General features: G+C 42.9%; 20 protein-coding genes and 2 pseudogenes. 14 read left to right on the plus strand and 8 right to left on the minus strand.

Features of this window, described 5'->3' with window-relative positions; genetic code table 11:
* Positions 1-132: 132 nt before the first annotated feature.
* From DQM55_RS01025 to DQM55_RS01060, 8 genes are all read left to right on the plus strand, one after another.
* A complete protein-coding gene (locus DQM55_RS01025) occupies positions 133-1,482 on the plus strand; it encodes a glucose-6-phosphate isomerase (RefSeq protein ID WP_000018268.1) in 1,350 nt (449 codons plus the stop codon).
* A 133-nt stretch (positions 1,483-1,615) separates the two neighbouring features.
* Positions 1,616-2,473: a hypothetical protein gene (locus DQM55_RS01030; RefSeq protein ID WP_111675193.1), complete on the plus strand. Its 858-nt coding sequence runs from the start codon at positions 1,616-1,618 to the stop codon at positions 2,471-2,473.
* Between the two features lie 79 nt (positions 2,474-2,552).
* Positions 2,553-3,488 (plus strand): hypothetical protein, encoded by a 936-nt coding sequence (locus DQM55_RS01035; protein ID WP_032905708.1) that lies wholly within the window; start codon positions 2,553-2,555, stop codon positions 3,486-3,488.
* Positions 3,489-3,518: 30 nt separating this feature from the next.
* On the plus strand, positions 3,519-4,532 hold the full coding sequence (locus DQM55_RS01040; protein ID WP_009660258.1) for a hypothetical protein: 1,014 nt from the start codon (positions 3,519-3,521) through the stop codon (positions 4,530-4,532).
* 350 nt (positions 4,533-4,882) lie between these two features.
* Positions 4,883-5,581, plus strand: a complete 699-nt coding sequence (dapD, locus tag DQM55_RS01045) for a 2,3,4,5-tetrahydropyridine-2,6-dicarboxylate N-acetyltransferase (protein ID WP_002917803.1) — start codon at positions 4,883-4,885, stop codon at positions 5,579-5,581.
* 76 nt (positions 5,582-5,657) lie between these two features.
* The gene (locus DQM55_RS01050) at positions 5,658-6,791 is read left to right on the plus strand and encodes an N-acetyldiaminopimelate deacetylase (protein ID WP_023916921.1); all 1,134 of its coding nucleotides are present in this window, start codon (positions 5,658-5,660) and stop codon (positions 6,789-6,791) included.
* A gap of 20 nt (positions 6,792-6,811) precedes the next feature.
* On the plus strand, positions 6,812-7,351 hold the full coding sequence (locus DQM55_RS01055; RefSeq protein ID WP_002917801.1) for a 5-formyltetrahydrofolate cyclo-ligase: 540 nt from the start codon (positions 6,812-6,814) through the stop codon (positions 7,349-7,351).
* The gene (locus DQM55_RS01060) at positions 7,332-8,015 is read left to right on the plus strand and encodes a rhomboid family intramembrane serine protease (RefSeq protein WP_023916923.1); all 684 of its coding nucleotides are present in this window, start codon (positions 7,332-7,334) and stop codon (positions 8,013-8,015) included. Before DQM55_RS01055 ends, DQM55_RS01060 begins: the two co-directional genes overlap by 20 nt.
* 97 nt (positions 8,016-8,112) lie before the next feature.
* Here the strand turns inward: DQM55_RS01060 and galU are convergent, their stop codons facing one another.
* Positions 8,113-9,018 (minus strand): UTP--glucose-1-phosphate uridylyltransferase GalU, encoded by a 906-nt coding sequence (galU, locus tag DQM55_RS01065; protein WP_002893959.1) that lies wholly within the window; start codon positions 9,016-9,018, stop codon positions 8,113-8,115.
* A gap of 16 nt (positions 9,019-9,034) precedes the next feature.
* Positions 9,035-10,057, minus strand: a complete 1,023-nt coding sequence (locus tag DQM55_RS01070) for an NAD(P)H-dependent glycerol-3-phosphate dehydrogenase (protein WP_002899188.1) — start codon at positions 10,055-10,057, stop codon at positions 9,035-9,037.
* A gap of 159 nt (positions 10,058-10,216) precedes the next feature.
* Here DQM55_RS01070 and DQM55_RS01075 point away from each other — a divergent pair, with 159 nt between their 5' ends.
* The 4 genes and pseudogenes from DQM55_RS01075 (at position 10,217) to DQM55_RS11915 (ending at position 13,694) form a co-directional block, all read left to right on the plus strand.
* Positions 10,217-11,923: an ABC transporter ATP-binding protein gene (locus DQM55_RS01075; protein WP_111675194.1), complete on the plus strand. Its 1,707-nt coding sequence runs from the start codon at positions 10,217-10,219 to the stop codon at positions 11,921-11,923.
* A 1-nt stretch (position 11,924) separates the two neighbouring features.
* Positions 11,925-12,063 (plus strand): annotated as a pseudogene (locus DQM55_RS11905) (ABC transporter ATP-binding protein); the annotation flags it as partial.
* Positions 12,042-12,770: pseudogene (locus DQM55_RS11910) on the plus strand (ABC transporter permease); the annotation flags it as partial. The pseudogenes DQM55_RS11905 and DQM55_RS11910, both read left to right, overlap by 22 nt.
* Positions 12,771-12,905: 135 nt before the next feature.
* Complete coding sequence (locus DQM55_RS11915; protein ID WP_415244968.1) at positions 12,906-13,694, plus strand: ABC transporter ATP-binding protein; 789 nt, start codon at positions 12,906-12,908, stop codon at positions 13,692-13,694.
* A 116-nt stretch (positions 13,695-13,810) separates the two neighbouring features.
* Here the strand turns inward: DQM55_RS11915 and DQM55_RS01085 are convergent, their stop codons facing one another.
* Positions 13,811-15,784, minus strand: a complete 1,974-nt coding sequence (locus DQM55_RS01085) for a peptide ABC transporter substrate-binding protein (protein WP_111675196.1) — start codon at positions 15,782-15,784, stop codon at positions 13,811-13,813.
* Between the two features lie 228 nt (positions 15,785-16,012).
* Between DQM55_RS01085 and DQM55_RS01090 the strand changes: the two genes are divergently transcribed.
* Together DQM55_RS01090 and DQM55_RS01100 are read left to right on the plus strand one after the other, a co-directional pair.
* The gene (locus tag DQM55_RS01090; RefSeq protein WP_002893948.1) at positions 16,013-16,702 is read left to right on the plus strand and encodes a gamma-glutamyl-gamma-aminobutyrate hydrolase family protein; all 690 of its coding nucleotides are present in this window, start codon (positions 16,013-16,015) and stop codon (positions 16,700-16,702) included.
* A 265-nt stretch (positions 16,703-16,967) separates the two neighbouring features.
* The gene (locus DQM55_RS01100) at positions 16,968-17,417 is read left to right on the plus strand and encodes an 8-oxo-dGTP diphosphatase (protein ID WP_002899180.1); all 450 of its coding nucleotides are present in this window, start codon (positions 16,968-16,970) and stop codon (positions 17,415-17,417) included.
* Between the two features lie 497 nt (positions 17,418-17,914).
* On the opposite strand, the gene DQM55_RS11700 is transcribed toward DQM55_RS01100, so the two are convergent.
* The 5 genes from DQM55_RS11700 to DQM55_RS01130 form a co-directional block, all read right to left on the minus strand.
* Positions 17,915-18,259: a hypothetical protein gene (locus tag DQM55_RS11700; protein ID WP_172454694.1), complete on the minus strand. Its 345-nt coding sequence runs from the start codon at positions 18,257-18,259 to the stop codon at positions 17,915-17,917.
* Positions 18,260-18,473: 214 nt separating this feature from the next.
* Entirely contained in the window at positions 18,474-18,665 is a 192-nt protein-coding gene (locus tag DQM55_RS01115; RefSeq protein WP_111675197.1) for a hypothetical protein, read from the minus strand.
* A gap of 920 nt (positions 18,666-19,585) precedes the next feature.
* A complete protein-coding gene (locus tag DQM55_RS01120; protein ID WP_111675198.1) occupies positions 19,586-20,851 on the minus strand; it encodes a phage portal protein in 1,266 nt (421 codons plus the stop codon).
* 125 nt (positions 20,852-20,976) lie between these two features.
* Complete coding sequence (locus tag DQM55_RS01125; RefSeq protein ID WP_111675199.1) at positions 20,977-21,306, minus strand: hypothetical protein; 330 nt, start codon at positions 21,304-21,306, stop codon at positions 20,977-20,979.
* A gap of 12 nt (positions 21,307-21,318) precedes the next feature.
* On the minus strand, positions 21,319-21,864 hold the full coding sequence (locus DQM55_RS01130; protein ID WP_111675200.1) for a hypothetical protein: 546 nt from the start codon (positions 21,862-21,864) through the stop codon (positions 21,319-21,321).
* Positions 21,865-22,357: the final 493 nt, after the last annotated feature.

A 22,357-nucleotide genomic window follows, 5' to 3' on the forward strand; every position in this document is an offset into this window, starting at 1 on the left:
TTGCTTTCAGATGGTTTCTAGCTTTAGCCTATTTATAAAAAAATAAATTGGAAGCGTTTTAAAACAATAAATTACTTGCTAAATAACTATGAAAGCGATATGATAGAGTGGAATAAAAAATGGAGGAATATCATGTCACATATTAAATTTGATTATTCAAAAGTTTTAGATAAATTTGTTGCCCCACATGAAGTGGAGTACATGCAATCACAAGTAACAGCAGCGGATGAATTGATTCGTAAAGGAACTGGTGCTGGAAGCGACTTTTTAGGTTGGTTGGACCTTCCTGAAAATTACGACCGTGAAGAATTCGACCGCATCTTGAAGGCTGCTGAGCAAATCAAATCAGACAGTGATGTCTTGGTTGTTATCGGTATCGGTGGCTCTTACCTTGGTGCCAAAGCGGCTATCGACTTCTTGAACCACCACTTTGCAAACTTGCAAACAAAAGAAGAGCGCAAAGCGCCACAAATCCTTTACGCTGGAAACTCAATTTCATCTACTTATCTTGCTGACCTGGTAGAGTATGTAGCAGACAAAGATTTCTCAGTAAACGTGATTTCTAAATCAGGTACAACAACTGAACCAGCTATCGCTTTCCGTGTCTTCAAAGAACTCTTGGTTAAGAAATACGGTCAAGAAGAAGCCAACAAACGTATCTATGCAACAACTGACCGCCAAAAAGGTGCCGTTAAAGTTGAAGCAGATGCCAACGGTTGGGAAACATTTGTGGTTCCAGATGATATCGGTGGACGTTTTTCAGTCTTGACCGCAGTTGGTTTGCTTCCAATCGCTGCATCAGGAGCTGACATCAAAGCCCTTATGGAAGGTGCCAACGCAGCTCGTAAAGACTACACTTCAGACAAAATTTCTGAAAACGAAGCTTACCAATACGCAGCGGTTCGTAACATCCTTTACCGCAAAGGTTATGCTACTGAAATCTTGGTAAACTACGAGCCATCACTTCAATACTTCTCAGAATGGTGGAAACAATTGGCTGGTGAATCAGAAGGGAAAGACCAAAAAGGGATCTACCCAACTTCAGCTAACTTCTCAACTGATTTGCACTCATTGGGTCAATTTATCCAAGAAGGAACTCGTATCATGTTTGAAACAGTTGTCCGTGTTGACAAACCTCGTAAGAACGTGATTATCCCTAGCTTGGAAGAAGACCTTGACGGACTTGGTTACCTTCAAGGAAAAGACGTTGACTTTGTAAACAAAAAAGCGACTGACGGTGTTCTTCTTGCCCACACAGACGGTGATGTACCAAACATGTACGTGACTCTTCCAGAGCAAGATGCCTTCACTCTTGGCTACACCATCTACTTCTTCGAATTGGCCATCGCCCTTTCAGGTTACTTGAATGCCATCAACCCATTTGACCAACCAGGTGTTGAAGCATACAAGCGCAATATGTTTGCCCTTCTTGGTAAACCAGGATTTGAAGAGCTGAGCAAAGAATTGAATGCACGTTTGTAATACGAAACGCAGCCTCCCTTTGGGAGGTTTTTTGATTGGAAGAATAATTTATGTTATAATATTGTAAAATTTGTCATTATTTTTCAATGTTTTCGCAATATGACAAATCAATAAAATTTATAAGGAGAAAACCATGTCAGATAAAGATGGACAAGGTCAAGTGCAAGGGGCTTGGCAAGAAAATCAACCTAGCCAGCCAATGCAAGGGAATTTCCAGCAGATTCAGCCGCAAGGATTACCTGATAAGAAGGGCAATATCGGAAAAGTCATAGGACTTTCAATTTTTGCTCTCATAATTGGTCTTTTGATTGGTAGCGGTTCAGTTTATTTTATCGGCAAGCAGGCGCAGACAAATAAGGATATGCAAAGGATTAAACGCTTAAGTAAGGCTCAGGAGGAAGCCAAAGAAAATGGCGACAGCTTTACTACAGACGGGCAGTCGGTTCAGTTTAATTGGACTTTGAAAGACTTGGGACGGTTGAGCTATACAAATGATGAAGGATTAGGTCTGACGGCTGATCAAATCGTTGAAACTTATGGCTTGGCTAGTTCAGCAGAATATGATCGCAATCGTCTGACACTCCGATGGGGCCCTTCTGTCAGGGACAAGGAGCAAAATATTTCTTTTCAATTTGATAAAGTTGACCAGAACTACTATCTGAGGCAAGTGGTAGTTGGAGATTCTTTTAAAGAATATAGAAAAGGGAAGGAAACGACAGATTGGAGCGTATTATCTCCCAAAGACCTTGAACGTTTGAAAGAAGGAGACAAGGAAACGGGTGAAGGAGGAACAGCTTTATCAGAGGTCCTGAAGAAGCATCCTGTGCCGTCAGAAATTGTCATCACAACCGAACGTGACGTGGATAATAAGATTATCTCCAACCGTCTGATTGCTGAGGTGACTTATAAAACAGAAGATAGTTATAAATATCTTCTGTTTGTAGGCCAGCCAGATGGAAATTTCTTATATATAAAGTCAGAGGAAATGTAAGTTTTTAGTTATTTAGTTTATCTTTTGTGACTGACTGCTTTCAAAGCATTTCGTTATTAAAAGAGAACTGATAAGATTATTGGAAATAAACAAGAAAGAGGAAAGAAGATTGACAGAACAGCAAACACAGCATTCTTTTGAGCCTTCAAGGAATGCTCAGTCGCAAGAGAAATTCCCGCATCATTTTCAACCTCAGCAAGGCCATGTTTCAAGTCCGCAGGGACCAACTCCGCCTTTGACCAAGAATAGATCCTGGAGAGGAATCCTGATAGGCGGAGCCTTGCTCTCTCTTGGTCTTGGACTAATCGGAGGGGGAATCTGGGGATATAGAATGGGAGTAGCGGATGTCATCAAAGGAGAATATCCTGTGCTTCATCCTTTGGCAGATGCTAGGGAATCAAAGAGAGATCAATCAGATCAGTACATTGACCCTGATACTACTGAGTTCAAGTGGGACATTGATAGTTTGTCAGAGTTACGGTTCAATACTATTCAGACAGATACGAATGGTACTTCTGTGGAAGATATTCTAGATAAATATGGCAAGGCTTTAAAAGAAGAAATCTCTCGTGACAGCCTTGATTTAGAGTGGGGAACGCTTCAAGATTCTGATGATGAGGAGGACTGGTCAATTTATTATACAGATCAAACTGCTTCTCTGGATTTTGAGAAGAAAAAAGATGGTTTCTATCTGAATAGCCTTCATATCTATAATATTCGCTTTGAAGGAAGCAAACATAATGCTGAGGACGAAGCGATGGCGGCTGATTACTTTGAAAAATTGAAAAAAGGCGATGCAAAGACTGGTAAGGATGGCATTTCCTATAAGGAAGTTTTTAAGGAATATGGCAGTCCGCGAAGTATCTCTATTCGTGTAGATGAAGATTTCAATGAGGATACTAGTCAAACCATTATGGAGGCGGCTTATGACGCTCCTAATGATGGAACTTATAGGTTGTTATTCGTTCAGCAGGAGGACGGAAACTATCTTTTGTCCACTACTGCCAATAAATAAAACAGAACTCAAATAATAAAAGGAGAAACGATGTCAGAACAAAATAAACCGCAGGAACAATCTTTAGAAGGATTGGCTCCGTACCCGCAGCAAGTCCAGTCATCAGACTCAGGACAATTTGTAGCTAACTCAACAGAGGGGCAGCCTCTCCCAGTAGAAGGGGGCAGTCCTGAAATGCCGAATCCTAATCAAGATTTTGGCGTTCAGCAACCCATTTTTGATGCTCCTCAGCAACAGATGCCTCAGCAGGATAATTGGGGAAATCCCGCTTTTCAAGAAGCAATTCCTCAGGGATTTAATCCAGCTGGTCAGAACTTTGCCGGACCACAGCAAGCTGCAAACTTCGCTGCCCAGCCAAGTCCAGAGCCAAAGAAAAATAGTACGGGCAAGCTGATAGGATTTTTAGGAATAGGTCTGGCAGCAGGACTATTGCTAGGGGGTCTTGGCGGCTATTTCCTAAATGATTTTATGGGTGGGGGAAGTGTGCCAAGTCTGTCTCGAAAGGGACATCAAAGCGATGTTGCTTCTTTTGTGGCTCCGTCAAAAGAGGATGTATATGAGTGGGAAGTGAAAGACCTTGAAAAGCTGAGCATTGTTAGTGCGGATGATGAAGGATTGACCCCTGAACAAGTAGTCAAAGATTTTGGCTTGGCCAGCAGTGTGACGTTTCAAGAAGAAGGGCTCTCATTGTCTTGGTTGCCTGACTCTAGTTATACCACTCTGACCTTTATGAAACACGAGGATGGCAGCTACCATCTTCAGGGTATGAGTATTATGCCCGGTAGTGACGACTATGATAAAAAGGTATCTGGCCAGATTACAGAGAGCTTAAAGACGGGTGATGCGGAAACAGGCGAGGGCGGTTCTTCCTTTAAAGAAGTAATCAAGGAATACCCAGAATATCAACATATCTCAGTTTATGGGGATGGTGAATCAGAGCCGAAGATGCTTGTAAACTATGAAACCTCTTCAAATAAGGAGATAACTTTGACTTTTATCCGTCAGGAAAACGGACAGTATCTATTGAGTAATCTTTCTAAATAGAATAAATGAATAGGAGTTCTTGTCTCATAAGCTGGAAGCTCTGAACGGTACGCAAAAGATCAAAATGACCATTGACGCCAACACTGGAAACATTTTGAACGAAAGAATTAAATAATATCGTTGGTATATAAGTTTGGAATTGCTTTGTTAGGCACGGACGAGAGTTCGTGTCTTTTTACAATCTGTATCTCATGTAGAGAGTCTTATAGGAGTTTTGCAATCCCCTTTTTTGTGTTATAATATTGTCTAATCAAGCTTCTTGGTTTACATCAATTGTTCTTCAAGTTGTTGGAGATTGAGGAGATAAACAAACTAAAAGGCTAAATCATTCACGAATCGAGGGAAAAATCATGTCTGCTACTAAAATGAACGCTCAAGAAATTATCAAATTTATCGCTGATGCCAAGAAAAAAACTCCGGTCAAGGTGACCTTTGATGGAGAATTGCACGGATCGATTCCTTGGTCTGTTGTGAAGTTAGGCAATGTTCTTTTTGGGGATTGGGAAGAAATCAAGCCACTCCTAGTGAACTTAGAGGAGAATAAGACCTATGTCGTAGAGCAGGATGCCCGCAACTCAGCGGTGCCGCTTTTGGACAAGCGCGATATCAATGCCCGTATTGAGCCGGGCGCTATTATCCGTGACCAAGTTGAAATTGGCGACAATGCTGTCATCATGATGGGGGCGGTCATCAATATCGGTGCAGAAATTGGTGCTGGGACCATGATTGATATGGGTGCTATTCTAGGTGGCCGAGCGATTGTCGGCAAAAACAGTCATGTCGGTGCTGGTGCGGTTCTGGCGGGAGTCATTGAGCCTGCTAGTGCTGAGCCAGTTCGGGTTGGAGACAATGTGCTGATTGGTGCCAATGCGGTTGTGATTGAAGGTGTACAAATTGGCAGTGGTTCCGTTGTTGCGGCTGGTGCGATTGTGACCCAGGATGTTCCGGAAAATGTAGTGGTTGCTGGTGTTCCGGCACGAGTTATCAAGACCATTGACGAAAAGACCCAGCAGAAGACAGCTCTGGAAGACGCCCTGCGTACTCTTTAAAAATAGCATAAATTTGAATTGATTGGGTGTGGCCCAACACTTTGACTGGTCTGACAAGATTTTAAAGGAAAGAAAAATGCTTGATTATCTGAACATTCGCCGTGATTTACACCAGATACCAGAAATCGGTCTGGAAGAATACAAGACTCATGCCTACCTGATGCAGGTCATTGATGGACTGACAGCTGGCCTAGACTTTGTGGAAATCCGAACTTGGCGGACTGGTATTTTGGTCTTTATCAAGGGAAGTTCACCAGATAAGACGATTGGCTGGCGGACAGATATTGATGGTTTGCCGATTGTGGAGGATACAGGACTGGACTTTGCCAGTACTCATGAAGGTCGCATGCATGCCTGCGGACATGATATGCACATGACGGTGGCTCTAGGTCTGCTGGAACAAGCTGTGAGCGCTCAGCCTACCCACAATCTGCTCTTTCTCTTTCAGCCTGCTGAGGAAAATGAAGCTGGCGGTATGCTCATGTACGAAGACGGTGCCTTTGGCGACTGGCTGCCAGATGAGTTTTACGGTCTCCATGTGCGACCAGACCTCAAGGTCGGCGATATTGCCACTAATAGAGGAACGCTCTTTGCTGGCACCTGTGAAGTCAAGCTGACTTTTAAGGGTAAGGGGGGCCATGCGGCCTTTCCTCATGAAGCCAATGATGCTTTGGTGGCGGCTAGCTACTTTATCACCCAGGTGCAGACCATTGTCAGTCGCAATGTCGATCCTATCGAGGGGGCGGTTGTAACCTTTGGTTCGCTCCATGCTGGCACGACCAACAATGTCATCGCAGAAACGGCCTTTTTGCATGGCACCATTCGGACTCTGACTCAGGAGATGAATCTCTTGACTCAGAAGCGCTTACGGGAAATAGCAGAGGGCATAGCCCAAAGTTTCGGTCTGGAATTGGACTTGGAGCTTAAACAAGGTGGCTACCTACCTGTAGAAAATCATCCTGACCTAGCAGACGAATTGATGGACTTTTTCCAGAAGGAAGAAGGAGTGCAGTTGATTGATATTGCGCCGGCTATGACAGGTGAGGACTTCGGCTATCTGCTCAGTAAGGTCAAGGGTGTCATGTTCTGGCTGGGAGTGGACAGTCCCTATGCCCTCCATCATCCCAAGATGGCACCGGATGAGGCCGCACTGCCCTTTGCTATTGAAAAAATTGGGAAATTCCTAGATTATAAAATCAACGAAAGATAAGGAAAAGGTGGACGAGCTGCATGAAAAAAGAGCTGAGACAAACTGTGCTGAACCAGATGAAGAAACTGACAGGAAAAGAAAAAGAGCAGGCAGATAACTGGCTGACCCAGCACTTGCTCAGTTCAGCAGCTTATCAAAACGCTCAGGTTATCGCTACCTATCTTTCTATGCCGCATGAAGTCTCAACTGCATCCTTTATCAAGCAGGCTCAGTTGGACGGCAAGCGGGTTTTAGTGCCCAAAACCTATGGCCAGGGTCGGATGATATTTGTGGATTATGATGAAAGTTGCCTGCAAAAAAGCTCTTTTGGTCTTATGGAGCCGATAAGTGAAGAGGCTGTGGACAAGACAGAAATTGATCTGATTCATGTGCCGGGTGTGGTTTTCAATTCTCAAGGCTTTCGGATCGGTTACGGCGGTGGCTACTATGACCGCTATCTGGCTGATTTTGCAGGAGCATCCATCAGCAGCATCTATAGTTTTCAACAGTCTGATTTTGAGCCTGATTATCACGATATAGCAGTAAAGGAAGTACTGATTTATGAACTACATCTACGATAAAAAATATCCTGTGACCAGTGTTTTGTTAATTCTAACAACACTTGTCTTTGTGGGGATGCTGATTTTACGTGGCTTTTCTTATGCTGAAGCACAAACGGTCTTTGAATTTGGAGCAGTGTATTCTCCAACTATTATCATGAATCCCATTCAGATATGGCGCCTCTTTTCTGCTATCTTTGTGCATATTGGCTTGGAGCACTTTGTGGTAAATGTTATTACTCTTTATTTTATTGGACGGCAGGCAGAAGATATTTTTGGCTCACGAAATTTCTTTCTGCTCTATATGATGTCTGGCCTAATGGGAAATATCTTTGTCTTCTTTTTCAGTCCAGATGCTCTATCAGCAGGAGCTTCAACCGCCTTGTTTGGACTTTTTGCCTCTATCGTGACCCTGCACTATGTCGTTCGCGACAGCTACATTCAGCAGCTGGGGCAGTCTTATATGACCTTGATTGTGGTCAATATCATCTTTAGTTTCATGCCTAGTATCAGTTTGGCGGGGCATTTGGGCGGTTTGATTGGTGGCATACTCTGTGCGGTCATTCTCCCTATCAAAAGCTCAAGCAATGCTTTTAAACCTGCTCAGCGCTGGCTAGTCTTGTTGGGCTATCTAGCCTTGGCTGCCCTTCTAATTTTTCTAGGCTTTCATCATTCCTTGATTTAACAAGTGTGTATAAATAACTAACGATATATAAAAAAGAGGTTAAAAACCTCTTTTTTATAGCTGAAATTTTATTTTCAACGTTAGTTGTTTGAATCAATTATTTTTTACTTTGTTTTTTCTCTAATGTATGACCCAAGTCAATGATATACTGCTTCAAGGAGTCTTTGACCTGCGGATGCTTGAGGGCGTAGTCGATAGAAGTCTTCATAAAGCCGAACTTGTCACCGACATCATAGCGATCGCCCTTGAATTCGCGAGCGAACACGCGCTGCGTCTTGTTAAGAGTATCAATCGCATCGGTCAGCTGAATCTCATTTCCAGCACCTGGCGCTTGTTTTTCCAAGATTTCAAAAATTTCTGGTGTCAGCAAGTAGCGGCCGATAATAGCCAAATCACTCGGTGCATCCTCAGGTTTTGGTTTTTCGACGAAGGTTTCCACGCTGTAGAGACCTTTGACACCTTCGCCTTGAGGGGCAATCACACCATAAGAGGAAACTTCATCATGAGGGACCTGCATGACAGCGATGGTAGAAGCGTGAGTAGCCTCGTAATCATCAATCAATTGCTTGGTCAGCGGCACAGCCTTATCATTGGTGATGTCCATGAGATCATCGCCCAGCATGACAACGAAAGGCTCGTTTCCTACGAAAGCCTTAGCTTGAAGGACAGCATCTCCCAGTCCGCGCGGATGGCTCTGACGGATGAAATGCAGACCGATACCAGTGGTTTCATCGACCAATTTGAGCAAATCGTCTTTACCCTTTTCTTTGAGATTGTATTCTAATTCAAAGTTTGAGTCAAAGTGGTCTTCGATGGAGCGTTTTGATTTACCTGTGACAACTAGAATATCTTCAATTCCAGATTTGAGAGCTTCCTCAACGATAAACTGGATGGTTGGCTTGTCAACGATTGGCAACATTTCTTTGGCTAGAGCTTTAGTAGCTGGCAGGAAGCGGGTTCCGAGACCAGCTGCAGGGATGACGGCTTTCTTAACTTTTGACATAATTATTTCCTTTCTATTAGAACGAAGTCCATTCGTTCTCAGCCTTGAATTCATTGTTCATGATTTCATAAATGGCTTCTTTGATATTACAGTTTTGATAAATAACCTTATAAATAGCCTGGGTAATCGGCATATAAACATCCAGCTCCTGGGCCAGTTCATAGGCAGCCTTGGTGGTGGAAATCCCTTCGATAACCATGCCCATATTGGCTTCAATATCAGCTAATTTCTCGCCGCGTCCTAGAGCATTGCCGGCCCGCCAGTTGCGGGAGTGGACAGAGGTCCCTGTGACAATCAGGTCACCGACACCAGATAGACCGCTGTAGGTTAGAGGGTTGGCTCCTAACTTGACACCTAGACGCGTGATTTCGGCCAGACCGCGTGTGATAATAGCTGCCTTGGCGTTATCACCATAGCCTAGTCCATGGAGAGCACCAGCTCCAACTGCGATGATGTTTTTCAGAGCGCCTGCAGTCTCCACTCCGATGACGTCGGTATTAGTGTAGAGGCGGAAGTAGTGATTGCTGAAGAGCTCTTGCACATATTTAGCTGTTTCCAGGTCCTTAGAAGCAGCAGTAATTAGGGTAATATCGCGTACAATGGTTTCCTCAGCATGGCTGGGACCTGAGACGACGACAATCTCGCTGCGTAGCTCTGCAGGGATTTCTTCTTCCAGGATAGTTGAAATCCTTTCGTGGGTATTGGGCTCCAGTCCCTTGGAGGCGTGCATGATTTTTACCTTGTGGTCCAGAGCTTGAGCTACTTGTTTGGCTACCAGACGGGTTACCTTGGTCGGCACGACAAAAAGCACGGCATCCGCATCTTTTAAAGCTTCTTCTAGGTCATGATAAGCCTTGATCTTTTCATCCAGTACAATATCTTTGAAATAGCGTTTATTGGTGTGTTCGTCGTTGATTTCGTTGATTTGCTCAGCGATATTTCCCCAAATACGAACCTCATGTCCGTTGTCATTTAACACTTGTGATAAGGCCGTTCCCCAAGAACCAGGACCAATCACAGCAACTCGTTGTTTATCCATATCTTCTCCTTATGATGAAATTCCGAGTCTGAATTTAAATCGGTTTTAGAGTCTATATCTCATTTTACCATATAATATAAGAAATTTCTTGCTTGACATTGTTTTTATGTGTGATATAGTAAGGAAACTAAGTCAAATAAGAAAAAAGTAGGAGGAAGCATGTTTTTTAAAAGTCTATTACGGTATAAATGGTATGCCCTGAGTTCGCTTTTGATGACCTCGCTGATGATTGCCAGCTCTCTTTTACTGCCCTGGTTTTTAAAGCACATCTTAGATGCTCTGCAGGAGCAAAATAGCCAGACCATCTACAGTATGGGCGGCTGGCTAATTGGCATCGGTTTTGTCGGACTGGCGGCAGGAGGGATTAATGTGACCTTGGCGGCTTATATTGCCCAAGCTGTCTCATCAGATCTCCGCGAGGAGACTTTCCGCAAGATTCAGACCTTTTCTTATGCTAATATCGAGGAATTCAACGCTGGTAATCTAGTCGTGCGGATGACGAATGACATCAATCAGATTCAAAATGTAACTATGATGCTCTTTCAAATTCTTCTTCGACTGCCCATTCTTTTTATCGGATCAGTTATCTTGGCCATTGTGACCATGCCCTCTCTCTGGTGGATTATCTTCTTGCTGATTGTGCTCATAGCTGGTCTAACGGCTGTCATGATGGGGATGATGGGGCCTCGTTTTAAGAAATTCCAGACTCTTTTGGATAAGATTAATGCCATTGCTAAGGAAAATCTTCGTGGTGTGCGAGTGGTCAAGTCCTTCGTTCGGGAGGAAGACCAGTTTCATAAGTTCAGTCAGGTGTCTGATGAACTTTTGTCAGAGAATCTCTATATTGGCTACGCTTTTTCAATCATTGAGCCAATGATGATGTTGGTCGGCTACAGCTCTGTTTACTTGGCTATCTGGACTCTATCTGGCATGATTCAGGCGGAGCCAGGACTGGTCAGCTCCATCGCTTCTTTTATCGGTTACCTGAGCCAGATTATTTTCACTATCATTATGGTTGGCTTCTTGGGAAATGGTGTGACGAGGGGGATCATTTCTATCCGTCGGATCAAGGAAGTATTGGCAACGGAGCCAGCTATGGCTTTCCCAGACTCGCCTGATGAAGAACTAGAAGGTAGCCTCAGCTTTGAGCATGTGACTTTTTCCTATCCCAACGATGACGAGCCAATGCTAAAGGATATCAGCTTTGAGGTTGAGCCGGGGCAAATGATTGGCGTTGTTGGTGCGACGGGGGCGGGTAAGTCTACCTTGGCCCAGCTGATTCCCCGTCTTTTTGATCCGCAGGAAGGTTCTGTCAAGATTGGTGGCCGGGATCTGCGAGAGCTTAGCCAGGGAACTCTTCGAAAAAATGTTTCCATCGTGCTGCAGCGGGCGATTCTATTTAGCGGAACCATTGCGGACAATCTCCGTCAGGGTAAGCTCAACGCTTCGCTGCCTGAGATGGAGCGGGCGGCTCGTATTGCCCAAGCTAGTGAATTTATCAGCCGTATGGAAGAGAGTTTTGACAGTGCAGTGGAGGAGCGTGGCAGCAACTTCTCTGGCGGTCAGAAGCAGCGGATGTCCATTGCTCGAGGTGTTGTCAACAATCCCAATATTTTGATTTTAGATGATTCGACCTCGGCCTTGGATGCCAAGTCAGAAAAGCTGGTTCAAGAAGCCTTGAATAAAGAGCTGCAAGGAACGACAACGATTATCATTGCTCAAAAGATTAGCTCTGTTGTACATGCAGATAAGATTCTGGTCTTGGATCAGGGTCGGCTGATTGGCCAAGGGACGCATGCGGAATTGGTCGCCACTAACGATGTCTACCGTGAAATTTACGAAACTCAGAAAGGAAAGGAGGACTAAGATGCGGACGATTGCATTTTTCTGGCAATATTTTAAGCGTTACAAATTATCCTTTGTCGTTGTCCTTTTGATGATGATAACAGCGACTGTTTTTCAGGTCCTTTTTCCGGTTTATGTCGGTCAGGCTGTTCAGCATTTGGTTGAGTTGGGACGGGCTTTTGCGGAGAAGGGTGAGACTGATCAGATTCTGTCGACTTTTGGCAGCGTCATGGGCAGTGTATTGGTGTCCTTTGTCTGCCTGTCTGTTTCTAGCTTGATTTACATGCTTTTGATGACCCGAGTTATTGCCCATTCGACCAATGAGATGCGCAAGGGCCTGTTTGGCAAGCTGTCCAAGATGACTGTCGCTTTCTTTGACCGCCATCAGGACGGCGACATTTTATCGCGCTTTACCAGTGACTTGGACAATATCCTGCAAGCTCTAAACGAGAGTATGATCCAGGTTATGAGCAATGCCTTGCTTTATCTGGGTCTCGTGATTATCATGTTTGTTCAAAATGCTAGATTGGCCTGGATAACGGTAGCTAGCACGCCGGTTGCTTTTCTTCTTCTAGTGGTCATTGTTAGGCTGGCTCGGAAATACACCAATCTTCAGCAAAAAGAAGTCGGCCGCCTCAATGCTTATATGGACGAGACCATTTCCGGTCAGAAAGCCGTTATCGTTCAGGGAATGCAGGAGGAGGTCATCAAAGGTTTCATTGAGCAGAATGACCGAGTACGCTCAGCAACCTTTAAAGGCCGGACCTTTTCAGGCCTTCTCTTCCCTATCATGAACGGGATGAATTTGATTAATACAGCAATCGTTATTTTTGTTGGTTCGGCTGTCTTACTGAGCGACCCTAATGTTGAAACGGCTGTTGCAGTTGGCCTGATTACTACTTTTACTCAGTTTTCCCAGCAATATTATCAGCCCATCATCCAGATTGCAGCCAGCTGGGGCAGTTTGCAGTTGGCCCTTACAGGGGCTGACCGGATTCAGGAGATGTTTGATGCACCAGAGGAAGTCCGACCAGAGAATGCACCTGTTTTCACAGAGCTTACAGACTCCGTGGAGATCAAGCATGTGGACTTTTCTTATGTGGAAGGCAAGCCTATTCTCAAAGACGTATCTATTTTAGCCCCTAAGGGCAAGATGACGGCTGTTGTTGGCCCTACTGGTTCAGGTAAGACGACCATTATGAACCTGCTCAATCGCTTTTACGATGTGGATAGTGGCAGTATTGAGTTTGACGGTCGCGACATTCGAGATTATGACTTGGACAGTCTGCGGAGCCATGTGGGGATTGTTCTGCAGGAATCGGTGCTCTTTAGTGGCACGATTCGGGACAATATCCGCTTCGGTGTGCCGGATGCTAGTCAGGAGATGGTCGAAACGGCTGCGCGTGCGACTCATATTCATGACTATATCGAAAGTCTGCCAGACAAATATGATACCTTGGTGGATGATGATCAGAATATCTTTTCAACTGGGCAGAAACAGTTGATTTCCATTGCTAGAACTTTGCTGACGGACCCGCAAGTCTTGATTTTGGACGAGGCGACGTCTAATGTCGATACGGTAACAGAGAGCAAGATTCAGCAGGCTATGGAAGCTATTGTAGCTGGTCGAACTAGCTTTGTCATTGCCCATCGCCTCAAGACAATCCTCAATGCTGACCAGATTATTGTCCTCAAAGATGGAGAGGTCATTGAACAGGGCGATCATCACCAGCTCCTCAAACTCGGCGGTTTCTACTCAGAACTTTATCATAACCAGTTTGTGTTTGAGTAGATGGTTTGTTTTGCAGCTGGATAATCAACCAGGCTTTTAAAATATTAGATAGAAAAGTTAAAAAATCCAGCAGGTTTCTGTTCCTGCTGGATTTTTAATTAACATCAAAGTAGTGATTATTTCACATGTTTAGCTAGATCCTCTTGGGCCTTTTTATTGGATTCCTCTTTTTCTTTTTTCCACTTTTCTTGGGCCTTTTGATAGTCTTTAGTCGCGACAATCTCATCACTGATTTCCACGTATTTATGATAGTTGGCGTCTTTTGTACCTGTCTGAGCATAAGAGTTGGTAAATGGCACAATCCGAGAAATGAACGGTGCTGCTCCTCTGCTGCTCATAGTTGGCACAACGAGGGCGCTATCTGTCAGCCATGCTTGAGCTGCAGCATATTTTTCATAGCGCTTGTCAACATCTTGTGTTTCGTTTCCGGCCTCTTCGATCAGCTTGCTGTACTCATCTAGTCCTACAGCTTTAGCAGCAGCATTGTCTTTGTCTTCAAATCCAAGGTAGGTTCTGGTCTGAGTGCTGTTACCTGGCACTAAAATGTCCAGGTAAGTAGAAGGATCTTGGTAGTCTGGATCCCAGGCAACGAGACCGTTGATATCCCAGTCTTCCTGGCTAGCAGCTTCAGCATTGAAGGTGATGTTCAGTGCTTCGTCCTCAGCTAGCATCTGTAGGTCTACAGAGACATTGTCCTTTCCTAAAGCCTCTTCTAATGATTGTTTCAGAGATTGCATACGGTTGACGAAGTTAGTAGAATTCTGAGCGACAGGAACGTCTAGATGAATTGGGAATTGTACGCCTTCATTTGCAAGAGCCTGCTTGGCTTTGGCAAATTCCGCCTTGGCTTTGTCAGTATTGTGGAGACCGTCTTGACCGTCATCTAGCTTGATACCTTTCCACTCGTCACCATAGGAAGCCAGTGATTCTTCGACCAGAGTGCCAAATTCCTTGCCATCGGCTTGTACGAAAGTTGGCGGAACAAAGAGATTACGGACAGCTGGCTTAGCTGCATCTTCTCCGTTGACCTGAGCCGAATAGCTTTCGCGGTTAAGGGCAAAGGCTAGAGCTTGGCGGAAGTCTTTGTTCAGCAGAGCTTTTTTGGTAGCTTCTTTTTGTTCATCGCTGGTTTTAGAAGTGTGGTTATAACTTTGACGGTCAATGTTAAAGCTGATTAGACCGACACCCGCTCCTGCTTCTGTCATGAAGATATTATCTTTGTATTTCTCAGCGATTGAGGAATAACTGGAAGTGGCTGGGTAGAGTCTTGCCAAACTGTAGCCGCCATCTCCGAAGGTCCGCGCTAATGAATCTTGATCAGAACCATCGTAGTAAGACAGTTTGACACCATCAATCTTGACCTTGTCCTTATCCCAGTAGTTAGGGTTCTTCTCAAATTCGACAGAGGATTTAGAAGTAATGGATTTCATGATAAATGGACCGTTATACAGAATGGAATCGGCTTTGGTTGCCTGACCGAATTCCTTGCCTTGCTTTTCTAGGAAGGCCTCGTTGACCGGCATCATAACACCTGATGTTGTTTTAGAGTTCCAGTAGGTTTCAGGCTTGTTGAGTGTATATTGAACCGTATGATCGTCCAGTGCCTTAACTCCAACAGCTGAAAAATCTTTGTTGGTACCAGCTGCATATTCACTCAGCCCCTTGATAGAATCTTGGATAAGAGGGAGAGCGTCTGATTTGATATCAGCAGCATGTTTGATACCTGCCACAAAGTCCTGAGCCGTGACATCTGCGTATTCTTCGCCATCAGCGGTATACCACTTGGCATCTTTGCGCAGCTTATAGGTATAGACGAGACCATCTGGAGAGACTGTCCAATCTTCTGCGATAGACGGAGCTAAGTTTCCATATTTATCATTTTCCAGCAAGCCATCTACACCATTTGTAGTCAGCTCGTGGGTAGACCCCTTTGCCGACTGGATGTAGTCCAAAGTCGTTGGATCAGACGTAAAGACATAGCTGTAGATTTTTTTACTGGATTGGGAACTTCCGCCTCCAGAGCAAGCTGTAAGTAAGCCGACAGAGAGCAGAGTGAGCCCTGCGGCAAGAAGAATATTTGATTTTCTCATAGGGACCTCCAAGTCATGAGTTTTTACACTGCTTATTATAACAAATTTCTGTCAAAAGTAAATAATTTTCTGACAATTCTGAAATGCTTTTCTAAATTTTAAAAAAGAGATTTGTAGTGTTGCATATTCTGATAAAAAATTTTTATAACCAGCTTTAAAAAAATCTATTGGACGGCTTCGCAGAGGAGTGGTAAGATATACTATATCAAAATAAGGGGGAATCACGGTATGTGCAGAACAATTGTTGGAATTTCAGCCAATCTTTGTCCAGTTGATGAAGCTGGAAAAAATATTCACACCTCTGTTTCACGCAAGTTTGTGGACGGCGTACGAATGGTTGGTGGCCTGCCGATGGTGATTCCCGTTGGGGATAAAAGTTTAGTTCAGGATTATGTAGAAACGATTGACAAGCTGATTTTGTCAGGCGGGCAAAATGTTCACCCGCAGTTTTATGGGGAAGAGAAGACCATCGACAGTGATGATTACAATATTGTCCGCGATGAGTTTGAGTTGGCACTTTTGAAAGAAGCCCTGCGCCAAAATAAGCCAGTCATGGCGATTTGCCGCGGTCTGCAGTTGGTAAATGTTGCTTTTGGCGGTACTCTTAATCAGCATATCGAAAATCACTGGCAGGGCTTGCCATTTGGTACTTCGCACTCCATTCGTACGGAGAAAGATAGCGTTGTGGAGCGCTTGTTTGGTCAGGCTAGCCAGATTAATTCGGTCCATCGCCAAAGCATCAAAGACTTGGCGCCTAATTTCCGCGCGACAGCTTTTGATCCCAGAGACAATACCATCGAAGCGATTGAATCGGTTGACAATCATCGTATCATAGGTCTTCAATGGCATCCGGAGTTTTTAATAAACGAAGAAAAGGGCAATTTGGAGCTATTTCAGTACCTCTTGCAAGAGCTGTAAAAAATTATTTTATTTTTTTAAGTTACTTTTAGGAAAATTTAAGATAAGTGTTCTATACTAAGACCATAAACAAAGACCTCCTAACTTTGTTTAGAAATCCTAAAACTTTTCTTTTTCATAATAATCTCCCTATAAGAACCGCCCAATTGGCGGTTTTTTTGCTGGAAAGGCTGAGAAATCTGGATTTTCAACAATTTGATGTCTTTTATGTTATAATGAGTCACAAGTAGGCCGAGCGAATCGGTCGGTAGATGGAGGAAGAGAGATGTCAAGAGCGGAGCGAGTTATTTTAACAAATATGTGTATGGTTTACGATGGAGATCGCATTTTAGTGCAAAATAAAGTAAATGACGATTGGACCGGTCTTTGCTTTCCAGGTGGCCATGTTGAAAATCGTGAATCCTTTGTCAAATCAGTGATACGGGAAGTCAAGGAAGAAACGGGTTTGACTATCTATGAGCCTCGCTTGTGTGGTGTCAAGCAGTTTTATACTGAAAAAGATGAGCGCTACATCGTTTTTCTTTACAAGACCAATCGTTTTGAAGGAGAGCTAGTTTCATCCGACGAAGGCGAGGTGTTCTGGATTAACCGTGAAGATTTTGACAGCTACTCGCTGGCTGTGAGCTTTAAGGAAATGTATCAAGTTTTCACATCAGATTTGACGGAGCAGTTTACCTATCTGGATAATGGAGAGATCATCAGAGATCTATACTAGGGAGAATCGCCAATCGGCGGTTTTTTTGCTTGTTCTTTGCGAATTTAGTATAATAGGGACAGCAAAAATAGAAAAGAGAAATGCATGAAAATTCGCGGAATATTCTTCTAGTTATTCTTACAGCCCTTTTTAAGCTATTAACCCTTGATTGTATAAGGTTTAGAAGAAATTATATATCATACAAGGTATTTAATGCCCTCTCTTAGTCCACAAAAAGGTGAACAAAAAAGCCCTAAAAAGGGCGTGAAAATTATGAGTTCAGCAGGCAAGAACTAGCACGGTCAAACGTGCTTTTTTAATTGCTTGATGTCATTATACCATATTTTACTTTTTGAATGTAACGTATCTCACTAGGGCATAATACTTTGATTTTTAACAAAAAATGTTGTATGATAACTTAGATAAGGAACTGGTTTGGCACCCTATGGCCTCTTTGAGGTCGGCGCCTAAGTCAGTTCCTTTTTGTAGTTCGAGATAGAGCAACAAGGATATAAAAATCATGTCTTATACACCAATAAAGCGCCCTCCCGATAGCTTTTAGCAAAATCAAGCAAGAATTCTATTTTGAGACGTTCATATTCGGATTTATCAATATAAAAAATCTTGTAGAGTTGGGCTAAGGTTTTTCTGTTCCTTGACTTCGTAGTGAACAAATTAGCGAATATCTCACGCTTTACCTCGTCCAGATTATCTCTGTAAGCTTCAATCTCTGTAACTAACTCCACAGCCTTATCCTTGAATGCTCCACGCTCGTTTTTTCGTTCTGTTAGTGTATGCAGCGATTTGTAACTCTTTAGAAAATAATAAGCTCTTCGTGCTGTTTCTATTTCATCTAAAACCATGTATCTTAATCCTTTCCCTTTTAAGTAAAAATGTTGTATACTTAAGTTAATGAAGGAAGTAATCTTGTTCCCCTTGTCCACTTTGTGGTCGGAATGATGGTTACTTCCTTTTTTGAACTATGTCGACTAATTGATTATCTCGTTTTACAACTGCTATATTCACATCTCTCCTTCTTTCTGAGAATATAAAAACATCTCGGCAACTACCGACATGCTAATTTAAAATTTCCACAGAATAAATTTCAGACTCTGAAAATACAATATATTCGTTACCTACTTTGATATCCAGCATATCTTCATCTTCGTCGTAACTTTCGGCATCGCAATAATGAGCCGTACCGCTCCATACCTTCCCTTCCACATCCGTCAGGGAAACTTTTTTATTATTATATTGTAATAAATTCATTTTTCTCCTCACTTTTCATAATATGTCGGGACTATATGTGCTCCGGTCTTACTATAGCGATTCTTTTTCAATATTAGCTTTGTCTAACCAGGACTTAGACTGAAATTTTCAGAATATAGGCCTTGTCAATCAATCGCTCATATTTCTCAATGGCATTATACTCAAAATCTTGAAATTTCGCCACAGATATAGGAGTGTTTTTGATATCTAAATCAGATATAGAATTATTTTCTTAGGTTAACTGCCCCAAAGTTCAAACAAGCAGAATTTCCTCTCTTTTCCCTTTCTTTTCAAGCAAAAATGTTGTATACTCTAAGTAATGAGGATTGGTTTCGTGCCCCTTGTCCGTTTTCACGGTCGGCACTATAGTCAATTCTCTTTTTTTATGCTCTGATAAGGCTCCTTGCTTTCTTTCAGGCCGATTAACTTTCTTTCTTCAGCTGCAGCCTTTTTCTCCGAACTCCATTTTTTAGAATAGACAATCTGCCTGCGCCCACTTCCTGAAGGTAGTCAACAGGACACCTGGAATTACTGTGCCTCTTATATACTTCAATTAGGAATCTGGATAATTATAAGCTCCTGCTATACCCTTAAATCAAGATTCTACTGTCTAGCTGATTTACAAGGCCGTCTAACTTATATCGATTTAAAATCGAACTATGAACAGAGGTCTTGTTTTTAGATTCATCATTCAGAATATTTTAGATAAACTATGAGTACACGATTGCTTTGTCATAATCACCGCCTAAAAAGCCCTCTAACAACCTCTTAGCTATATTGCAATACACATTTGCCATCTGACAAATTAGAAGCTTTTAAAGAGCCTATCAGAGCCTCAGAGAGAATCTGACCGTCATTCTTCCTGAAGAGGTAGAGGCCGTTCTGGCGCTGAGTTGTCAAGCAAATACAGGACAGTATCTTTAACCTTTACCCTGACCTGACTCTTGAGCATTCGTAGGCTTATCAGAGCCCTTGATACCTGTCAAATCTCGGATGATATCAGCATCAAGATATCCTGGTATTGCTTGATTGAGCTTGATAGCTCCATCACCAATCATGGTCAAGGTGCTAGCGTCTGCCTCAAAGAGAGGTTCCCATTTCGCGACTGTATTCACAAACTGCCTGCGCAAGTATTTCCATTCATCACGCAAGCAAGCTGCTACATACGCCACATTCAGCAAACCAGATCCAAGAGAGCGCTGTGCCTTGCGTCCAGCAAGTCGCAGATTCTCATGACTTGCCCGGATAGCTTCTGCCGAGGATGGATTGTCTGATACAAATCCAAGGTCATCAAGTGTCAGCCCCATTTCACCAGCAAAACCGGCCGCTGCCAGTCGAAGCTGTTCGGTAAACGGTGACATGTTCGATGTAGTGAACTGACCAACTGTAGGCTTCTCCCCGTCGTCATCCTTGGTGAACTGCAGCATGCTTGAGACAGTAGCTTTCCAAGTATCCATCGGCTCAGCGTCTTGACTCAATCCCAAGACATACTTTTGAGGGAATGAGTAGAACTCGGCTGTCACATCGGCTCGCTCAAGTGTCCGTTTAGCATACCTCTGATATGACATACAAGCCCTTGTTATCCTTGACCGTCCAAAAGGACGCACAGCATCTGGTCTATGAATAATCGGAACTAATAAAGGAGTACCTGCAGGATTGGGAATCATAAAATCTTCTCCATGTTTCAATAAATACCAGGTTTCTGTCGGTGTGAAATAAGCCTCCAAAACAGGAGAGTCATACTCATCTCGTTTCAAGACCGCATAGCCTTCCGTTAGCAAGCCAGTGAAAGGATCTATCACACCAGTAGCATTGCTGGCCTCAATGACTTGCAGTCTAAGTGTATCATCCTCGCCTTTGGAGATGTAGACGAAAGCACAAGAGCCGATTAATACCGATAAGATTGCCGAGTCAAAAAAGACATCAGGATTGTTTGCCTGAAAAATCTTATTAACTTGGAAATCATCGTTTTCAAACTCTCGAAACACCAGACGATCCGCAAGACTATCCACACCCTTAGCTGTCCAACCAAGAACAGCTCTATACTGTTCACGAATATTAGCTGGTATCGTGATGCTAACCATTCTCTCACGATATTGCATCGCGTACTGCTTATATCTCATGTCAACCCTATCCCTGACATTTGCCAGCTTATTTCTTAGATAAGGTATCCCTTTTAAATCCATTTTGTTTTCATATCCTTTCATTTCGCGCGAGAAAATTTGTACAGTGACGGCGTGAAGCTCTCAAGCTCCAAAGGGGAGGGGGATACCCCCCATACCAGATTTTAAAAAGAAAATTTTAAAAATAATTATTTTAGTTCTTTTATCATTTTTCTCATTGCATCATCCAGCGCCTTTTCATCATCTGTCTTTACACCGTGAGCTTTTTTAGAAGATTCTAGCTGTTGTTTTGCTTCAAGTTCTGCTGCTTGATAGCCTGCAGCTTCTCGCTCCTCTTTCATCTTGTTCAGTGATTTCATCCAGAGTTCTTGTGTTGAATCATATTGAGCTTGAGACTTTCGTCTTATCGCTTCTAAGCCTTCCTCTGCTTTCTTGCGTCGCTCTTCTTGTTCCTGGGTTGCTCCCTCAACCAACTTGTCATACCAAGAATAAGGATTGTTCTGTTCTGTTTCTGTCATATTATGGTCTCCTTATTTCCTAAGTTCTTCAAATTGAACGAAATCAAGTACATCTTTTATCCCTGCAATGGATCTGCCGCGATAGCTATCAAGAGGCAGGGAGGGGACAGACGGAGTGTTCATAACGTCATAGGTCAGGAGTCTTGTAAGTTCATCAAACTGATTATAAATTTCTCCTGATTTTGCTGATAGCTCTCGTAATGAATCGTACAGCGGTTTAGCCTTTTCAATCAGCTTCTCGCTCTCTTCTCTCGCTGCGGCATGAATCCTATCCTGATATTCTCTGCATTCTTCGGATGTGATCCTCTGAGTAGACTCCAATTTCTTGAGTTTATCATTCAGAAGCTTCTGAGTCTGCTCTAAGTTCCACAGTTCCCCTACTTTTTCAGACAAGATTTTATAGTCAGTTTTGCTTTCTGCTTCTTTCTTCTCTGCTTCCTTTTCCTTTATGTCTTTAGATAGCGACTCTATTTGCTGGCGCAATCTATCGCATTCTTGGTTTTTGTTTGTAACAATCGCTGTCAATTCAGCTTTGATTTGGTTTAGTGTTTCAGTCATTTCTTTGTCTCCTTTGCTTTGCTAGTAATCTACTTCATTAGTTCTATTCTTCAATCATTTTATAGTTTTGTCTCATTTCTTATCCTAGGTTTTTCTAACATTATCACCTCCTTTTTCTCCTGCTTGAATTTAACATATCTTACATTCTGTTAGATTCAACTAACCTTGCTTAACCTTAGTCTTATCAAGGCATTGACCTGTTTTTCTAAAAATGAATTTACAAATCCTCAATATGTTAAATACAATAGATTTTTATTGCTAAAATTCAATGTATTTCCAACCATGCCATGCTAGTTTATGAAAATCCTAGACCATGAGCTGCTTACTGTATTTCTAATTCCTCTGAGCTAGAAACTTGCTAATATATGATGTAGTTTTAAGTTTTTTTCTAATTGATGATGGTTTTTCCTGAATTGATGCCGGTTTTGATGCCGGTTTTCATTTTTGAAAATCCAGTATTACCAAGGGTTGATGACGGATGAGGACGGCGATA

The organism is Streptococcus sanguinis (assembly GCF_900475275.1).
GTDB lineage: Bacteria > Bacillota > Bacilli > Lactobacillales > Streptococcaceae > Streptococcus > Streptococcus sanguinis_N.